At 60.6% G+C, this 14,952-nt stretch carries 17 protein-coding genes; 13 read left to right on the top strand and 4 right to left on the bottom strand.

The window, feature by feature from the left end; translation table 11 throughout:
- Nucleotides 1-22: 22 nt before the first annotated feature.
- The 10 genes from IB229_RS17735 to pdxJ all read left to right on the top strand — a co-directional run bounded on the left by IB229_RS17735 (nucleotide 23) and on the right by pdxJ (nucleotide 9,341).
- Nucleotides 23-622 carry a sigma-E factor negative regulatory protein gene (locus IB229_RS17735; protein WP_192331228.1) on the top strand — a complete coding sequence of 200 codons (600 nt, stop codon included), beginning with the start codon at nucleotides 23-25 and terminating at the stop codon, nucleotides 620-622.
- 8 nt (nucleotides 623-630) lie between these two features.
- Nucleotides 631-1,593, top strand: coding sequence for a MucB/RseB C-terminal domain-containing protein (locus IB229_RS17730; RefSeq protein WP_192331227.1), 963 nt, complete (start codon nucleotides 631-633; stop codon nucleotides 1,591-1,593).
- An 86-nt stretch (nucleotides 1,594-1,679) separates the two neighbouring features.
- On the top strand, nucleotides 1,680-3,098 hold the full coding sequence (locus IB229_RS17725) for a DegQ family serine endoprotease (RefSeq protein WP_192331226.1): 1,419 nt from the start codon (nucleotides 1,680-1,682) through the stop codon (nucleotides 3,096-3,098).
- 143 nt (nucleotides 3,099-3,241) lie between these two features.
- Nucleotides 3,242-5,041: a translation elongation factor 4 gene (gene lepA, locus IB229_RS17720; protein ID WP_192331225.1), complete on the top strand. Its 1,800-nt coding sequence runs from the start codon at nucleotides 3,242-3,244 to the stop codon at nucleotides 5,039-5,041.
- Between the two features lie 5 nt (nucleotides 5,042-5,046).
- On the top strand, nucleotides 5,047-5,901 hold the full coding sequence (gene lepB, locus IB229_RS17715; protein ID WP_192331224.1) for a signal peptidase I: 855 nt from the start codon (nucleotides 5,047-5,049) through the stop codon (nucleotides 5,899-5,901).
- A gap of 85 nt (nucleotides 5,902-5,986) precedes the next feature.
- Entirely contained in the window at nucleotides 5,987-6,319 is a 333-nt protein-coding gene (locus IB229_RS17710; RefSeq protein WP_192331606.1) for a DUF4845 domain-containing protein, read from the top strand.
- Entirely contained in the window at nucleotides 6,316-7,005 is a 690-nt protein-coding gene (gene rnc / locus IB229_RS17705) for a ribonuclease III (protein ID WP_192331223.1), read from the top strand. The genes IB229_RS17710 and rnc overlap by 4 nt, the downstream gene beginning before the upstream one ends.
- A complete protein-coding gene (era, locus tag IB229_RS17700) occupies nucleotides 6,998-7,900 on the top strand; it encodes a GTPase Era (RefSeq protein WP_192331222.1) in 903 nt (300 codons plus the stop codon). Before rnc ends, era begins: the two co-directional genes overlap by 8 nt.
- 3 nt (nucleotides 7,901-7,903) lie before the next feature.
- Nucleotides 7,904-8,602 carry a DNA repair protein RecO gene (gene recO, locus IB229_RS17695; RefSeq protein ID WP_192331221.1) on the top strand — a complete coding sequence of 233 codons (699 nt, stop codon included), beginning with the start codon at nucleotides 7,904-7,906 and terminating at the stop codon, nucleotides 8,600-8,602.
- On the top strand, nucleotides 8,595-9,341 hold the full coding sequence (gene pdxJ / locus IB229_RS17690) for a pyridoxine 5'-phosphate synthase (protein ID WP_192331220.1): 747 nt from the start codon (nucleotides 8,595-8,597) through the stop codon (nucleotides 9,339-9,341). Before recO ends, pdxJ begins: the two co-directional genes overlap by 8 nt.
- Nucleotides 9,342-9,361: 20 nt before the next feature.
- Here pdxJ and IB229_RS17685 read toward each other — a convergent pair whose 3' ends face one another.
- The 4 genes from IB229_RS17685 to IB229_RS17670 all read right to left on the bottom strand — a co-directional run bounded on the left by IB229_RS17685 (nucleotide 9,362) and on the right by IB229_RS17670 (nucleotide 11,946).
- Nucleotides 9,362-10,369 carry a GGDEF domain-containing protein gene (locus tag IB229_RS17685; RefSeq protein ID WP_192331219.1) on the bottom strand — a complete coding sequence of 336 codons (1,008 nt, stop codon included), beginning with the start codon at nucleotides 10,367-10,369 and terminating at the stop codon, nucleotides 9,362-9,364.
- A gap of 151 nt (nucleotides 10,370-10,520) precedes the next feature.
- Nucleotides 10,521-10,700: a hypothetical protein gene (locus IB229_RS17680; RefSeq protein WP_192331218.1), complete on the bottom strand. Its 180-nt coding sequence runs from the start codon at nucleotides 10,698-10,700 to the stop codon at nucleotides 10,521-10,523.
- 104 nt (nucleotides 10,701-10,804) lie between these two features.
- Nucleotides 10,805-11,014: a cold-shock protein gene (locus tag IB229_RS17675; protein WP_160080933.1), complete on the bottom strand. Its 210-nt coding sequence runs from the start codon at nucleotides 11,012-11,014 to the stop codon at nucleotides 10,805-10,807.
- Nucleotides 11,015-11,241: 227 nt separating this feature from the next.
- Nucleotides 11,242-11,946 carry an endonuclease gene (locus tag IB229_RS17670; RefSeq protein WP_192331217.1) on the bottom strand — a complete coding sequence of 235 codons (705 nt, stop codon included), beginning with the start codon at nucleotides 11,944-11,946 and terminating at the stop codon, nucleotides 11,242-11,244.
- 136 nt (nucleotides 11,947-12,082) lie between these two features.
- Between IB229_RS17670 and IB229_RS17665 the strand changes: the two genes are divergently transcribed.
- From IB229_RS17665 to IB229_RS17655, 3 genes are all read left to right on the top strand, one after another.
- A complete protein-coding gene (locus IB229_RS17665; RefSeq protein WP_192331216.1) occupies nucleotides 12,083-12,418 on the top strand; it encodes a hypothetical protein in 336 nt (111 codons plus the stop codon).
- A gap of 116 nt (nucleotides 12,419-12,534) precedes the next feature.
- A complete protein-coding gene (locus IB229_RS17660; RefSeq protein ID WP_192331215.1) occupies nucleotides 12,535-13,320 on the top strand; it encodes a PP2C family protein-serine/threonine phosphatase in 786 nt (261 codons plus the stop codon).
- Nucleotides 13,321-13,348: 28 nt separating this feature from the next.
- On the top strand, nucleotides 13,349-14,929 hold the full coding sequence (locus IB229_RS17655) for a serine/threonine-protein kinase (RefSeq protein WP_192331214.1): 1,581 nt from the start codon (nucleotides 13,349-13,351) through the stop codon (nucleotides 14,927-14,929).
- Nucleotides 14,930-14,952: the final 23 nt, after the last annotated feature.

Below are 14,952 nucleotides of genomic sequence, written 5' to 3'. Positions count from 1 at the left end.
GACAGCCAAGAGAGGAACCACCATGAGTCGTGAAACCCTGCAGGAATCGCTGTCCGCGGTGATGGATAACGAAGCGGACGAACTGGAACTGCGCCGGGTGCTTGCTGCCAGCGAAGAACCAGAACTGCGCGCCACCTGGTCGCGTTATCAACTGGCTCGTGCGGTGATGCACAAAGAGCTGCTTGAGCCTCGCCTGGATATCGCTGCTGCGGTTTCTGCGGCTCTGGCCGATGAGGCCGTGCCGGCAAAAGCAGTACGTGGCCCATGGCGTGGTCTGGGTCGTGTGGCAGTAGCTGCTTCGGTTACCGTGGCTGTTCTGGCTGGCGTACGTTTCTTCAATCAGGACGATCTGGCTGGTGCTCAACTTGCACAGCAAGGTGCTCAGCCTGTATTGACTGCGCCTCAGACTCAAGGCCCGGCTGTACTCGCGGGTTACACCGAAGATGCCGATGCCATGCGCCAAGGCCCACAGCTGAACGCTCAGCCTCAGCAACTGGGTTCCGAGTGGCATGAACAGCGACTGCCGGCGTATCTGCGCCAGCATGCGCAACAAGCAACCGCTAATGGTGCGGATGCAGCTCTCCCTTATGCACGAGCTGCCAGTCTGGAAGAAAGCCGCTGAGGAAAGTCATGCGCGCGTTGCGTTATATCGCGTTGCTCGGTAGCTGGGCGGTTCTTCCCGCCCATGCTGCCGATGTCCAGGACTGGCTAAGCCGTCTGGCACAAGCCGAAAACCATACCTATCAAGGCGCGTTTGTGTACGAACGCAATGGTAGCTTCTCCACTCACGGAATCTGGCACGAGGCGCAAGCTGGTGCGGTGAAGGAGCGGCTGCTTCAACTTGATGGTGCAGCCAATGAAACCGTTCGCGTGGACGGCCGCCCACAATGCGTCAGTGGTGGTCTAACCGACCAGCTCGGCGACGTAAAGTGGCCGGCACCGTTGCTCAAGCCTGAAGAGCTGGCGCAGCGATATGACATGCAGGTGGTCGGCGACTCTCGCGTTGCCAATCGTGATGCGGTTGTTCTGGCATTCGTGCCGCGAGATCAGCATCGTTATGCGCTCGAGCTGCACCTCGATAAAGAAACCGCTCTGCCCTTGAAGTCGCTGCTGATCAGCGAAAAAGGCGCACTGCTTGAGCGTTTTCAGTTCATTACCCTGGATACTTCCAAACCTCTTGCCGATGATGTTCTCCAAGCGGGTGCCGAATGTCGTCCGGTCAATTTCGTTGCCCTGGAAAAGAACCCCTCGCAAAGTTGGCGAGCGGGCTGGTTGCCGCCCGGGTTCTCGTTGGATCAGTCGGTTCTGCGTCGTAGCCCTGCCTCTGCGGAGCCAGTCGCCTGCTTGATGTACGGCGATGGCCTGGCCAGGTTTTCGGTGTTTCTCGAACCGTTACATGGCGTGGTCGTCGATGACGCCCGCAGTCAACTTGGTCCTACTGCTGTGGTTTCTCGTCGAATGAGCACGACAGATGGCGACATGATGGTCACCGTGGTCGGCGAAGTGCCTTTGGGAACCGCAGAGCGAGTGGCGTTATCCATGCAGCCTGCTCAGGCCATTCCTGATAGCGCTGCGGCCGATGCAACCCATTAAGCGTATCTACAATGATTTTCTGAACGGCACTTAGGTGCCGTCTTTGTTATCTGCTGGATCAAACTTGTTTGTGGGAGTGCTAATCGATGTTTAGCCTGAAGTCCTCGATGTCGTATCTGCTCGCCTTGCTGGTGTTGGGGCAGGCGGCAGTGGTGCGTGCCGAGTTGCCTGAGTTCACTGGGTTGGTGGAGGAAGCGTCTCCTGCCGTGGTGAATATCAGTACTCGGCAGAACCTGCCGACCCGCGATGCATCGGTTCAGGGGCAGATGCCTGATCTTGAAGGGCTGCCGCCGATGCTTCGTGAGTTCTTCGAGCGCAGCATCCCCCAGGCGCCACGTGGGCCGGGTGGGCGTCAGCGTGAGGCGCAGTCCCTGGGGTCGGGGTTCATTATCTCGGCTGATGGTTATGTGCTGACTAACAACCATGTCATTGCCGATGCCGATGAAATCATCGTGCGTCTCTCCGATCGCAGCGAGCTGCAGGCCAAGCTTATCGGTGCGGACCCACGCACTGACGTGGCCTTGCTGAAAGTCGAAGGCAAAGGGTTGCCGACGGTCAAGCTCGGCAAGTCCGAGTCGTTGAAGGTCGGTGCCTGGGTGTTGGCGATAGGCTCGCCATTCGGCTTCGATCATTCCGTTACCGCGGGTATCGTCAGTGCGAAAGGGCGCAGCCTGCCTAACGAAAACTACGTGCCGTTCATCCAGACGGATGTTGCCATCAATCCGGGTAACTCCGGCGGTCCCCTGTTCAATCTGGATGGTGAAGTAGTGGGTATCAACTCGCAGATTTTCACCCGTTCGGGTGGATTCATGGGGTTGTCGTTCGCCATTCCGATCGATGTGGCCATGGATGTGGCCAATCAGCTGAAGAGCGAGGGCAAGGTTAGCCGCGGCTGGCTGGGTGTGGTGATTCAGGAGGTCAACAAGGATCTCGCCGAGTCATTCGGTCTCGAGCGTCCAGCCGGTGCGCTGGTGGCGCAGGTGCTGGAAGAGGGGCCTGCGGCCAAGGGCGGCCTGCAGGTTGGTGACGTGATCCTGAGCATGAATGGTCTGCCGATCGTGATGTCGGCGGATCTACCTCATCTCGTGGGTGGTCTCAAGCCTGGCAGCAAGATCAAGCTGGATGTGGTGCGTGAAGGTGCGCGGCAGACACTCGAGTTGACCATCGGTGCGCTGCCGGAAGAAGGTGCAGTCGCAGCGGGCGCGTCTCCGGAAAGCGAGCGCAGCAGCAATCGTCTGGGTGTCTCGGTCGCCGATCTCAGTGCTGAGCAGAAGAAGTCGCTGGACCTGCGTGGTGGTGTGGTCATCAAGGAAGTGCAGGATGGCCCGGCGGCGTTGATCGGTTTGCGCCCGGGTGATGTGATCACGCACCTGAGCAACCGCGCCATCGATTCCGCTAAAACTTTCACGGAGGTGGCTCAGGGGTTGCCGAAGGATCGCTCGGTCTCCATGCGCGTATTGCGCCAGGGGCGAGCCAGCTTCATCACCTTCAAGCTATCTGAGTAACCCTTCAGTCGAAAAAAGGGGCGGATATCCGCCCCTTTTTTGTGTCTGCCGTGATATGCCTTAACGCCAGGCGGGGCGATCAGGTAGAATGCTCGGCTATTTTCGGCGGGCAGCCTGCCTGCGGCTTCTTTGAGTGTTGATCCGTGAGTGACCTGAGTCATATCCGCAATTTCTCCATCATCGCCCACATCGACCACGGCAAATCGACCCTGGCCGACCGCTTCATCCAGATGTGTGGCGGCCTGTCCGAGCGCGAGATGGAAGCCCAGGTGCTCGACTCCATGGACCTGGAGCGTGAGCGCGGCATCACGATCAAGGCGCACAGCGTGACCCTGCACTACAAGGCGCGGGACGGCAAAACCTATCAACTGAACTTCATCGATACGCCCGGGCACGTAGACTTCACCTATGAGGTCAGCCGTTCTCTGGCTGCCTGTGAGGGCGCGTTGCTGGTGGTCGATGCTGGGCAAGGCGTGGAAGCGCAGTCGGTCGCCAACTGCTACACCGCCATCGAGCAAGGTCTCGAGGTCATGCCGGTGCTTAACAAAATGGACCTGCCGCAGGCCGACCCGGAGAAGGTCAAGGACGAGATCGAGCACATCATCGGTATCGACGCCACCGACGCCGTTGCCTGCAGTGCCAAGAGCGGCATGGGCGTGGACGAGGTGCTGGAGCGCTTGGTCGAGGTGATCCCGGCTCCTACGGGTGATATCGAAGCGCCGCTGCAGGCGCTGATCATCGATTCCTGGTTCGACAATTACCTGGGTGTGGTTTCCCTGGTGCGCGTCCGTCATGGTCGGATCAAGAAGGGTGACAAGGTGCTGGTCAAGTCGACCGGCAAGGTCCACCAGGTCGACAGCGTGGGCGTTTTCACGCCGAAGCATACCGCCACCGAAGACCTCAAAGCGGGTGAGGTTGGCTTCATCATCGCCGGGATCAAGGACATTCATGGTGCACCGGTGGGTGACACCCTGACCCTGTCCAATACTCCTGATGTCGACGTATTACCTGGCTTCAAGCGAGTTAAACCGCAGGTTTATGCTGGCCTGTTTCCGGTCAGCTCCGACGATTTCGAAGACTTCCGCGAAGCATTGCAGAAGCTCACGCTCAACGATGCGGCCTTGCAATATGAGCCGGAAAGCTCTGAGGCGCTTGGTTTCGGCTTCCGTATCGGCTTCCTCGGCATGCTGCACATGGAGATCATCCAGGAACGTCTGGAGCGCGAGTACGACCTGGATCTGATTACCACTGCACCGACCGTGGTCTTCGAAGTGGTGATGAAGAACGGTGAGACGATCTACGTCGATAACCCGTCCAGGCTGCCGGATCTTTCGTCCGTGGAGGACATGCGTGAGCCGATCGTTCGCGCCAATATTCTCGTACCTCAGGAGCACCTGGGTAACGTCATCACCTTGTGCATCGATAAACGTGGTGTGCAGCGCGATATGCAGTTCCTCAGCAGCCAGGTTCAGGTTTGCTACGACCTGCCGATGAATGAAGTGGTGCTGGATTTCTTCGATCGCTTGAAATCGGTCAGTCGCGGTTATGCGTCCCTGGACTACAGCTTTGATCGCTTCCAGAGTGCCAATCTGGTCAAGCTGGACGTGTTGATCAACTCGGAAAAAGTCGATGCACTGGCACTTATCGTGCATCGCGACAGGGCCCATTACAAAGGCCGTGCATTGACCGAGAAGATGAAAGAACTGATTCCGCGCCAGATGTTCGATGTAGCGATCCAGGCGGCCATCGGCGGGCAGATCGTTGCGCGAACTACTGTGAAGGCGTTGCGCAAGAACGTACTGGCCAAGTGTTACGGCGGCGACGTCAGCCGTAAGAAAAAGCTGCTGGAAAAGCAGAAGGCCGGTAAGAAGCGGATGAAACAGGTGGGCAGCGTGGAGATTCCGCAGGAAGCCTTCCTGGCCGTACTCAAAGTGGATAGCTGAGAACTATGTCGTTCAATTTTCCGTTGATTCTGGTTATCGCCGTTGCGGTGTGCGGTGCACTCGCTCTTCTGGATTTGCTGGTGCTGGCGCCACGCCGTCGGGTCGCTATTGCTGCCTATGAAGGGCAGGTCAGTCAACCTGATGAGAGTGTGCTGCAGCGCTTGAATCGCGAGCCGGTACTGGTTGAGTACGGCAAATCGTTCTTTCCCGTATTGGCTATCGTGCTGGTATTGCGTTCGTTCCTGCTGGAACCGTTCCAGATTCCGTCCGGCTCAATGAAGCCGACACTGGATATCGGTGACTTCATCCTGGTCAACAAATTTGCCTACGGCATTCGTCTTCCGGTTATCGACACCAAGATCATCGAAGTGGGTGATCCCCAGCGTGGCGATGTCATGGTCTTCCGTTACCCGAGCGACCCGAATATCAACTACATCAAGCGCGTTGTCGGTTTGCCTGGAGACAGAATCAGCTATACCAATGGTAAGCACCTGCTGGTTAACGGGCAGCCGATTGCTGAAACGTTCCTCGGTGAAGAGGCGGGTAGCTTAGGCAGCGCTGCGCTGTACAAGGAGAAGCTGGGTGAGGTCGAGCACCTGATTCGCAAGGAGCTGCAGCGCAATCGTCGCGAGCCCGGTAGCGAGTGGCTGGTTCCGCAGGGGCACTACTTCATGATGGGCGACAATCGTGACAACTCCAATGATAGTCGCTATTGGAACGACAAGAACATTCCCAAGGAGTTCTTGGGGATGGTTCCGGATCGCAATATCGTTGGGAAGGCGTTTGCGGTGTGGATGAGTTGGCCCGATCCGAAGTTGCGCAGTGTGCCGAATTTTTCGCGTGTAGGTTTGATCAACTGAATTCATCGGTTTTTTATTCGTGAGGTGTGTTGTGGGGGACTATAAATTTTACCGTTCGCAGATTGGTATATCTGTTCTTAGTTGGATGGTCCTTATTGCGATAAGTGCATTTTTTGCCAGCATGATTTTTAAAATGCTTCCACATTACATGGATTATATGACGCTGGAGAAAATGATAACTTCAGTTGAGACGGAGCCGTCGCAGGATGTTCGTAGCGTGAATGACTTCTATGTCCATATGGCTAAGGGGATGGAAGTTAATGGTATGAGAGACCTTAATATTAGAGATATCTTGGATGTTAAGGTTGAGGGCGGAGAGTTTAGGGCACATCTGAGCTATGAAACTCGCGAACCTCTGATCCAAAACCTCGACCTAGTCGCCCGCTTCGATAAAGAATTCCGCGTACGCATGCCGTGAGTGCTTCCCTAGCTCGTCTTGAGCGTCAGCTCGGTCACACTTTCAAAGACCAGGACCTGATGGTTCTGGCTCTGACCCACCGCAGTTTTGCCGGTCGCAACAATGAGCGTCTGGAGTTTCTTGGTGATGCCATCCTCAATTTCGTTGCCGGCGAGGCGCTGTTCGAGCGTTTTCCGCAGGCGCGCGAGGGGCAGCTGTCGCGTTTGCGCGCACGTCTGGTCAAGGGTGAGACGCTTGCTGTGCTGGCCCGCGGGTTCGACCTCGGTGAGTACCTGCGTCTGGGTTCTGGTGAGCTGAAGAGCGGCGGTTTTCGTCGCGACTCGATTCTGGCCGATGCACTCGAAGCGCTGATCGGTGCGATCTACCTGGACGCAGGCATGGATGTGGCACGCCAGCGTGTACTGGCCTGGTTGAGCAACGAGCTGGACGGTCTGACGCTGGTCGATACCAACAAGGACCCGAAAACCCGGCTGCAGGAGTTCCTCCAGTCGCGGGCTCTCGAGCTGCCTCGGTACGAGGTGGTGGATATTCAGGGTGAGCCGCATTGCCGAACCTTTTTCGTGCAGTGCGATGTCGCGCTGTTAAATGACAGGACTCAAGGGCAGGGCGCCAGTCGGCGCATTGCCGAGCAGGTCGCCGCAGCGGCAGCGCTGGTGGCTCTAGGTGTGGAGAATGGCCATGACTGATGCATCCGTGCCGCGTTGTGGCTATGTCGCCATCGTGGGGCGCCCCAACGTGGGCAAGTCCACCTTGCTCAATCATATTCTCGGGCAGAAGCTCGCGATCACCTCGCGCAAGCCGCAGACCACCCGACACAATATGCTCGGGATCAAGACCGAGGATGAGGTCCAGGCGATCTACGTCGATACCCCAGGCCTGCACAAAAACAGTGACAAGGCGCTCAACCGCTACATGAACAAGACGGCCTCGGCAGCGCTGAAGGACGTCGACGTGGTGATCTTCGTCGTTGACCGCACGCGCTGGACCGACGAGGACCAGATGGTCCTCGAGCGCATCCAGTATGTGCAGGGGCCGGTGATCCTGGCGATCAACAAGACCGATCGCGTCGAGGACAAGGCCGAACTGATGCCGCACTTGGAATGGTTGCAGCAGCAGTTGCCGAAAGCGGAAATCGTGCCGATTTCCGCTCAGCAGGGGCATAACCTTGATTCGCTGGAGCGGCTCGTGGCCAGTTTCCTGCCGGAAGGCGAGCACTTCTTCCCGGAAGACCAGATCACTGATCGCTCCAGCCGTTTCCTTGCCGCCGAACTGGTGCGTGAAAAGATCATGCGCCAGCTGGGTGCCGAACTGCCCTACCAGATCACCGTCGAGATCGAAGAGTTCAAGCAGGAAGGACGCATTCTGCACATCCATGCGCTGATCCTGGTCGAGCGTGACGGGCAGAAGAAAATCATCATTGGCGACAAGGGCGAGCGCATCAAGCGTATCGGCCAGGAGGCGCGCAAGGACATGGAGGTGCTGTTCGACTCCAAGGTTATGCTCAATCTTTGGGTCAAGGTGAAGGGCGGCTGGTCCGACGACGAGCGTGCACTGCGCTCGCTGGGCTATAACGACATCTGACCCATGCAGGCCAGCGCGCAATCGGCCTATGTCCTGCACAGCCGTGCCTATCGCGAGACCAGCGCGCTGGTTGACGTGTTCACCCCGCAAGGACGCTTTCGCGCGGTATTGCGTGGCGCGCGGGGCAAGGCGGGTACGCTGGCGCGGCCATTCGTGCCGCTCGAAGCCGAGTTTCGCGGGCATGGCGAGCTGAAGAACATCGCCCGCCTCGAAGCCGGCGGCATTCCCAACCTGCTCAGCGGCGCGGCACTGTTCAGTGGTATCTACCTGAACGAGCTGCTGATCCGTCTGCTGCCCGCTGAAGACCCGCATCCGGCACTGTTCGATCATTACGCCCTGACATTGCAGGCGCTGGCTGGCAATCCGCCGCTGGAGCCGTTGCTGCGTGCCTTCGAATGGCGGCTGCTCGACGAGTTGGGCTATGGTTTCGCCCTGGATAGCGATCTGGCTGGTCAGCCCGTGCTCGCCGATGGCCTCTATCGCCTGCAGCCGGATGCTGGTCTGGAACCTGTTTACCAGCTGCAGCCGGGGCTGTTCCAGGGCGCTGACCTGTTGGCCATGGCCAATGCCGACTGGACGTCACCGGGTGCGCTGGCTGCGGCCAAGCGCTTGATGCGTCAGGCACTCGCCCCTCATCTTGGCGGTCGGCCTCTGGTCAGCCGCGAACTGTTCATGAATCTCAAGGAGTCCGCACGTGACTGAAGCAAACCGCATCCTGCTCGGGGTGAACATCGATCATGTGGCCACCTTGCGCCAGGCGCGTGGCACGCGCTACCCCGACCCGGTCAAGGCTGCGCTGGATGCCGAGGAGGCCGGTGCCGATGGCATCACCGTGCATCTGCGCGAAGACCGTCGGCATATTCAGGAGCGCGATGTGCGCCTGCTCAAGGACGTGCTGCAAACGCGTATGAACTTCGAGATGGGTGTCACCGATTTCATGCTGGACTTCGCCGAAAGCGTGCGCCCGCAACACATCTGCCTGGTGCCGGAAACGCGCCAAGAGCTGACCACTGAGGGTGGTCTGGACGTGGCGGGGCAGGAGGAGCGTATCAAGGCGGCAGTGCAGCGTCTGGCGCGCCTGGGTTGCGAGGTGTCACTGTTCATCGATGCGGACGAGCGGCAGATCGAAGCCTCTCGGCGCATCGGTGCGCCGGCGATCGAATTGCACACTGGCCGCTACGCCGATGCCGTTGCCCCCGAGGAGACGGCACGTGAGCTGGCGCGGATTCGTGACGGCGTGGCTTGCGGCCTTGCCCATGGCCTGATCGTCAATGCGGGGCACGGCTTGCACTACCACAACGTCGAGCCGGTGGCGGCCATCGCGGGCGTGCATGAGCTGAATATCGGCCATGCCATCGTCGCCCATGCGCTGTTTGTCGGTTTCAAGGGCGCCGTGGCTGAGATGAAGCAGTTGATCGTCGCCGCTGCCGGCCGTGGCTGAGTAGTGCCCAGCCAGGCCTGCTAGCTGTCGACGGTGCTATCGCCGTCGATGACGATGCAGTCGCGGCCAGCACCCTTGGCGCGGTACAGGCACTTGTCCGCGCGCTGCAGCCAGCTGTCCCAGTTCTCCCCGTCGCCGAGCATCGCTCCGCCAATCGATGTCGTCACCGGCCCGCCGGGGCCGTGTAGGGCTGCGCGCACTTGTGTTTGCAGGTTGTGCGCCGCTGCCTTTAGGCCTTGCGGTGTGGTGCCAGGCAGCAGCAGGAGGAACTCTTCGCCGCCGAAGCGGAACAGGCGGTCTTCCTCGCGGCAGTGGCGCTTTATCAATTCGACGAAATCGATCAGTACCTTGTCGCCGGCGTGATGGCCGAACTGATCGTTGACGCGCTTGAAATGGTCGAGGTCCATCACCAGCACGCCGTAAGGAGTGCCGTGACGGCGTTTGCTGGACACGGCGATGCGCAGCTCGTCGTTCATGCTGCGCCGGTTGCGTGCGCCGGTGAGCGGGTCCTGGATGGCGAGTATCTGCAGCTGGTCGCGCTGGCTGCGGGTGCGGTAGGCGAAGATGAAGGTCAGTACGCCGGCCATCACGTTGGTCACCAGGAACGAGATCATCTGGTAGTGGCTGTCGAACACGCTGCCCGGTGTCCAGAACGCGTGGATGACCAGGCCGACCAGCACCAGCAGGGTGGCGGCGATGGCTTTGCCGGGGGAGACCATGAAGAAGTTGAACAGGATCAGCGGGTAGATCCAGAACAGACCGTTGACGCCCAGGTTGATGGCGATCAGCGTGGCGGCCACGGAGAACACGCTGGCGAGGTAGATGCCCGGCTTGACCGTATCGCCAGTGCGCCAGGCGTAGACCACGGCGAGCACGGTGGACAGGACGATGATCACGTCGGACGTGCCGACCAGATAGTTGCCGTGCAGCAGACGATAGATCGCGTAGGGCGAGATACCGAGCACGCCGAACAAGCCCATCAGGGTGATGATGGACAGCTGGAAGTCTTTTCTGAGCCGCTTGAACATCGGCGAAGGTCCCCGGCGCCTGAGGCGCTTCTTGTCGTTTTTCTAGGACAAGGATGCAGAGCTTTGCCAGGGCGGGCAAGAGGAGGCTGGATGCAAGCCGTCGGCGTAGTGGGTGCCGAGCGATGGCGGCCTGGAGAGGCCGCTCAGGTCATCACTTCTTGCTGATGGTGATGTGTCGGCTCGGGGTGAGAGACTGTCCGCTGACGCCTTTGGCGATCTGCTGGATTTCGCCACCGGATTTCAGGAAGGCGGCGACCTGGGCTTCGATGGATTCGCTGGTTTCCACGGCCGGTTGCGGCTTGGGTTTCTGGCTGGATCCTTTGACTCGCATGGTTGCTCCTCTCTGTAGGAATTAATGCCGCAGTGCTGCGGTAGGTGAAATGACGGCGATAAAAAAACCGGCCCGTGGGCCGGTTTTTATGACGCGTCGAGTAATTAGATTACTTGGACGTCGTCAGCTTGCATGCCTTTCTGACCTTTTACAGCCACGAAGGAGACCTTTTGGCCTTCCTGCAGGCTTTTGAAGCCAGCGCTCTGGATCGAGCGGTAGTGAACGAACAGATCAGCGCCGCTTTCCGGGGTGATGAAGCCGAAGCCTTTTTCATCGTTGAACCACTTGACGGTGCCAGTTTGACGATCGGACATGGGATATCTCCTTGAACAAAGTGAACATGACACTGGAACAGCCCAGGCCATGACTGAGTGCAAAGAGTAAAGAAACCGATGAAAGTTGGATCGAAATCTAAACAGTCGATTTGCGGTGACACATGCAGCACAGTCCGACCACCCTACAGGGATAAGCGCTGATTTCCTAATGCTTTTTGATTTATCTGCTAAGTGGGGCGCGGCTTCTCCGGCCACTTTGCTGCGTACTATTGACGTGAGTTGCAGCGGCTCGGATCGACTTTACCGACATACGGGTTGCCCCAACCCATCACGCAGGCCAGTTGCTGATTGCGCTGCCGTTCCCAGGTCTGCACCGGGTATTGCTTGTGCCAGGCCTCGAACAGGCGGCGTTCCTGACCTGACAGGCGCAGCGCGTAACGATCGCTCATGTAGAAGTAGGTGCGTGCGACCATACCGCGTACCGTCGCGCGCGGCATCGCCTTGCGCGCCTTGAAGTCGACCACCATCGGGCAGGCGCCATATTGGCTGGGACGTTGCGGCAGCCAGGCGTAGCTGTAGTTGCTGCGGTCAGCGTTCAGTTCGCCGATGCTCGGCACCAGGTTGAACAGGTCCGCCTCGGCGCGCTGGAAGGTCTTGTCGTGGCGCGTGCAGTTGCGCCGTCCTCCGTGTTGCCAGCAGCGGCGCTGATGACCGATCACCCAGGCCGGGACGATGTGCTCCCACTCGATGCTCGCGGCGCGTTGCGGGTTCTTGCGCGGGACGTAGCCGCAGCTTTTCAGGTTGACCCGGTTGCCGCTGTACGCGCAGCCACAGTAGAACTCCACCGATTGCGCGGCATACAGCGCCCGGGCGACTTTCTTGGCTTCGACGAAGGTGCGGGGTGGGGCGGCTTGGATGCCGGTGCAGGCGAGCGCTAACAGCAGTACGGCGAGAGTCCAGCGCAGGTGCATGACGGCAGCATCCCGAAAAAAGCGCGGGATGATACCGTAGCCGTCCGTCTTGCCAAGCCGCCAACCGGACTGCCGGACGACTTAACCGCCGTAGTTGTTGTCGAACGGCTATAGCGCCATACGCGAGGACATCCCCATGCGTCTACTTCCGCTTATTGCCCTGCTGGGGTTCGCTACGGCGAACCAGGCCTTCGCTGGCGAGCCGGTGCGTCGGCCGATCCAGAGCGTGCCCATCGAATACGTCAGTCCCGGTGCCTCGGGCGGTGTCGACTCATCCAGCTCCAGCCAGCGCTACGACGTCTACGGCGGCTACCGGGTGCCCAGCGATCGCAGCAGCACGCGCAGCCATTCCTACGGCAGTTCGCAGATGCAGCAGCACGGTGGCATACGCCAGACCATCGTCTACCCGAACGGGCATGAAGTGCAGCGTTACCCCGGGCAGAACAGCTACGAGATCCAGCGCAACCGCTGAGTGTCGATCATCGCGACTGCTTAACACTTCGCTGGAAAAACGCGGTGCGAGGCTGACAGCCGCCTGCGTCGGTCGCATCATGCCTGGCGAATCAGTCAGTGGATGATCCCTTCGGCATGTCTTCAACACCTCTCCCTGTTCCCCTGTTGTTCGCCGCGCACACGTCGGCGGGGCAGGTGCGTGCGCATAACGAAGATGCGCTGCTGTGCTGCCCGCAGTTGGGGCTGTGGGCGGTGGCCGATGGCATGGGCGGGCACCAGCGGGGTGAGGTGGCCAGTGCGCTGGCCTTGCAGGTGCTGCGCGAGCGCATTGAGCGAGGGGATGCGGTGGAGGCGGCAGTGCAGGCGGCCAACCAGGCGATCATCGCTGCCGGGCAGGACGGCGAAGGTCGCAGCATGGGCAGCACCCTGGTGGCTGTGCGCATGCAGGGCGCCGCTTTCGAGCTGGCCTGGGTCGGTGACAGCCGCGCCTACCGCGTCGGCGCTGGGCGTATCGAGCAGTTGTCCCGCGATCACAGCTGGGTGCAAATGATGATCGACGCCGGCCAGCTGACGCCCGAGGAGGCACGTCAGCATCCGCGGCGCAACGTGGTGCTGCAGTGCCTGGGGCAGGGCGAGCAGGCACTCGAGGTCGGCCTGCTACGCGGCACGCTGGAGTCGGGTGAGCTGCTCCTGTTGTGTAGCGACGGCCTCACCGGCGAACTCGACGATGCGCAGATACATGCCTGCTGCAACGCCGCCAGCACCCTCGATGAGCTGGTCGAACAGCTGATAGGGCTGGCCAATCAGGCGGGCGGCAAGGACAATATCAGTTGTGTCGTGCTTGGCCTTGGCGCGCCGGTATTACCGGAGATCGCCGCCAAGCCGCCTACTTTTCTCAGCCGTTGGCTGAAATCCCGTTAGCTTCTGACCCCATCGGCGCCCCTCCGCTATGAGCGACAACGTGCTTGAGATTCCCGGTTACCGACTGCATGGCGAATTGGGCAAGGGCGGCATGGCCGAGGTCTACCTCGCCACTCAGGAGTCGCTGCACCGCAAGGTGGCGATCAAGGTGCTGCGCAGTGCCGACGACGAGGCGTTCAGCCGGCGTTTCGTGCGTGAGGCGCACATCGTCGCTTCGCTCAGCCACCCGTCGATCATCACCATCCACGACATCGACCGGCTCGCCGATGGCCGTTATTACCTGGCCATGGAGTTCGTTGCCGGTGGTGATCTGGCCCAGCAGCGCGGCGAGACCTTCGCGCCGTCGCGTGCTCTGGACATCGTCCGCCAGGTCGCCAGCGGTCTGGCCGTGGTGCACGAGCGCGGGCTGGTGCATCGCGACATCAAGCCGGCGAATATCCTCTTTCGCGAAGATGGCACGGCGGTGATCACCGACTTCGGCATCGCCAAGGAACTGGAGCTGGACAGCGAGCTGACCCAGTTCGGCATCGCCGTCGGCAGCCCGGCCTACAGCAGCCCGGAGCAGGCGCAGTGCCTGGATCTTGATGCGCGCACCGACATCTACAGCCTGGGCGTGATCCTTCTGGAAATGCTTCTGGGGCATAACCCGTTTCGCGGCGCCAACTACACGCAGACAGTGATGAATCATGTGCAGCAGACGCCGCCCGCGCTGCCGGCCTCGCTCGTCGCCTACCAGCCTCTGCTGGAGCGCATGCTAGCCAAGGACCCGCAGCAGCGCTTCGCCGATTGCCGCGAGCTGCTGGCCGCCCTGGATGGGGCGCAGAGCGCCACCGTGACGGATACCGTCGACCTCGACAGCACGCGCATTGCCCCGGCGGCCGTGCTGCCCGAACGCCAGGCCGGCGCTGTCGAGCGACGCGGCGCGGTGCTCTGGGTCTGGCTGCTACTCGGCCTGCTGCTGGCGGGTACTGCCGGCATGCTCGGCTACAACGCCTACCTGCAGCAGCGCATCGACAACCTGGTCGCCGAGGCTGACAAGCGCCTGGGCGAGGGCAAGCTGATCGAGCCGGCGCTGGACAACGCCGATCACTTCCTGCGCCAGGCCCAGCAGCTCGACGCGGACGCGCCGCAGGTGCTCGCCGGCCTGCAGCGCCTGCTCGATGCGCGCATCGCTCGCGCCCTGCAGCAGGCCGAACAGGCGCTCGGTGAAGATCGCCTGCTGCTGCCCGAGGACGACAGCGCGGTGTTCCATTACCAGCAGGTGCTTGGCTGGGCACCGGCGCAGGAACAGGCGCTGGTCGGCCTGGCCCGGGTGGTGCAGCGTTTTGCCGAGTTGAGCGAGGAGGCTTACAAGCGCCGCGAATACAGCCTGGCCCTGGCCTATATCCAGCAGGGGTTGCAGGTCGAGCCGAGCGATGCGGGGCTGCTGGAACGGCTCGACCACCATGAGCAGCGGGTCGCCAGCCTGGAGGCCAAGCGCCGTAGCAGAGCCAAGGCCAATGCCAATACCGGCGCTGGCTCCAGCGCCGGTTCGACTGCGGCCACGGGCGCCGAGTCGCGCCCGCAGAACCCGATCAAACGTATGTGGAACCGGCTGATCGGCGAATAGGTCACAGCGAACACCGGCCACAT

The sequence above is a fragment of the Pseudomonas sp. PDM14 genome (genome assembly GCF_014851905.1).
GTDB lineage: Bacteria > Pseudomonadota > Gammaproteobacteria > Pseudomonadales > Pseudomonadaceae > Aquipseudomonas.
Note: the sequence above shows the minus strand (reverse complement) of the source record. Positions and strands in the feature narration are given on the sequence as shown.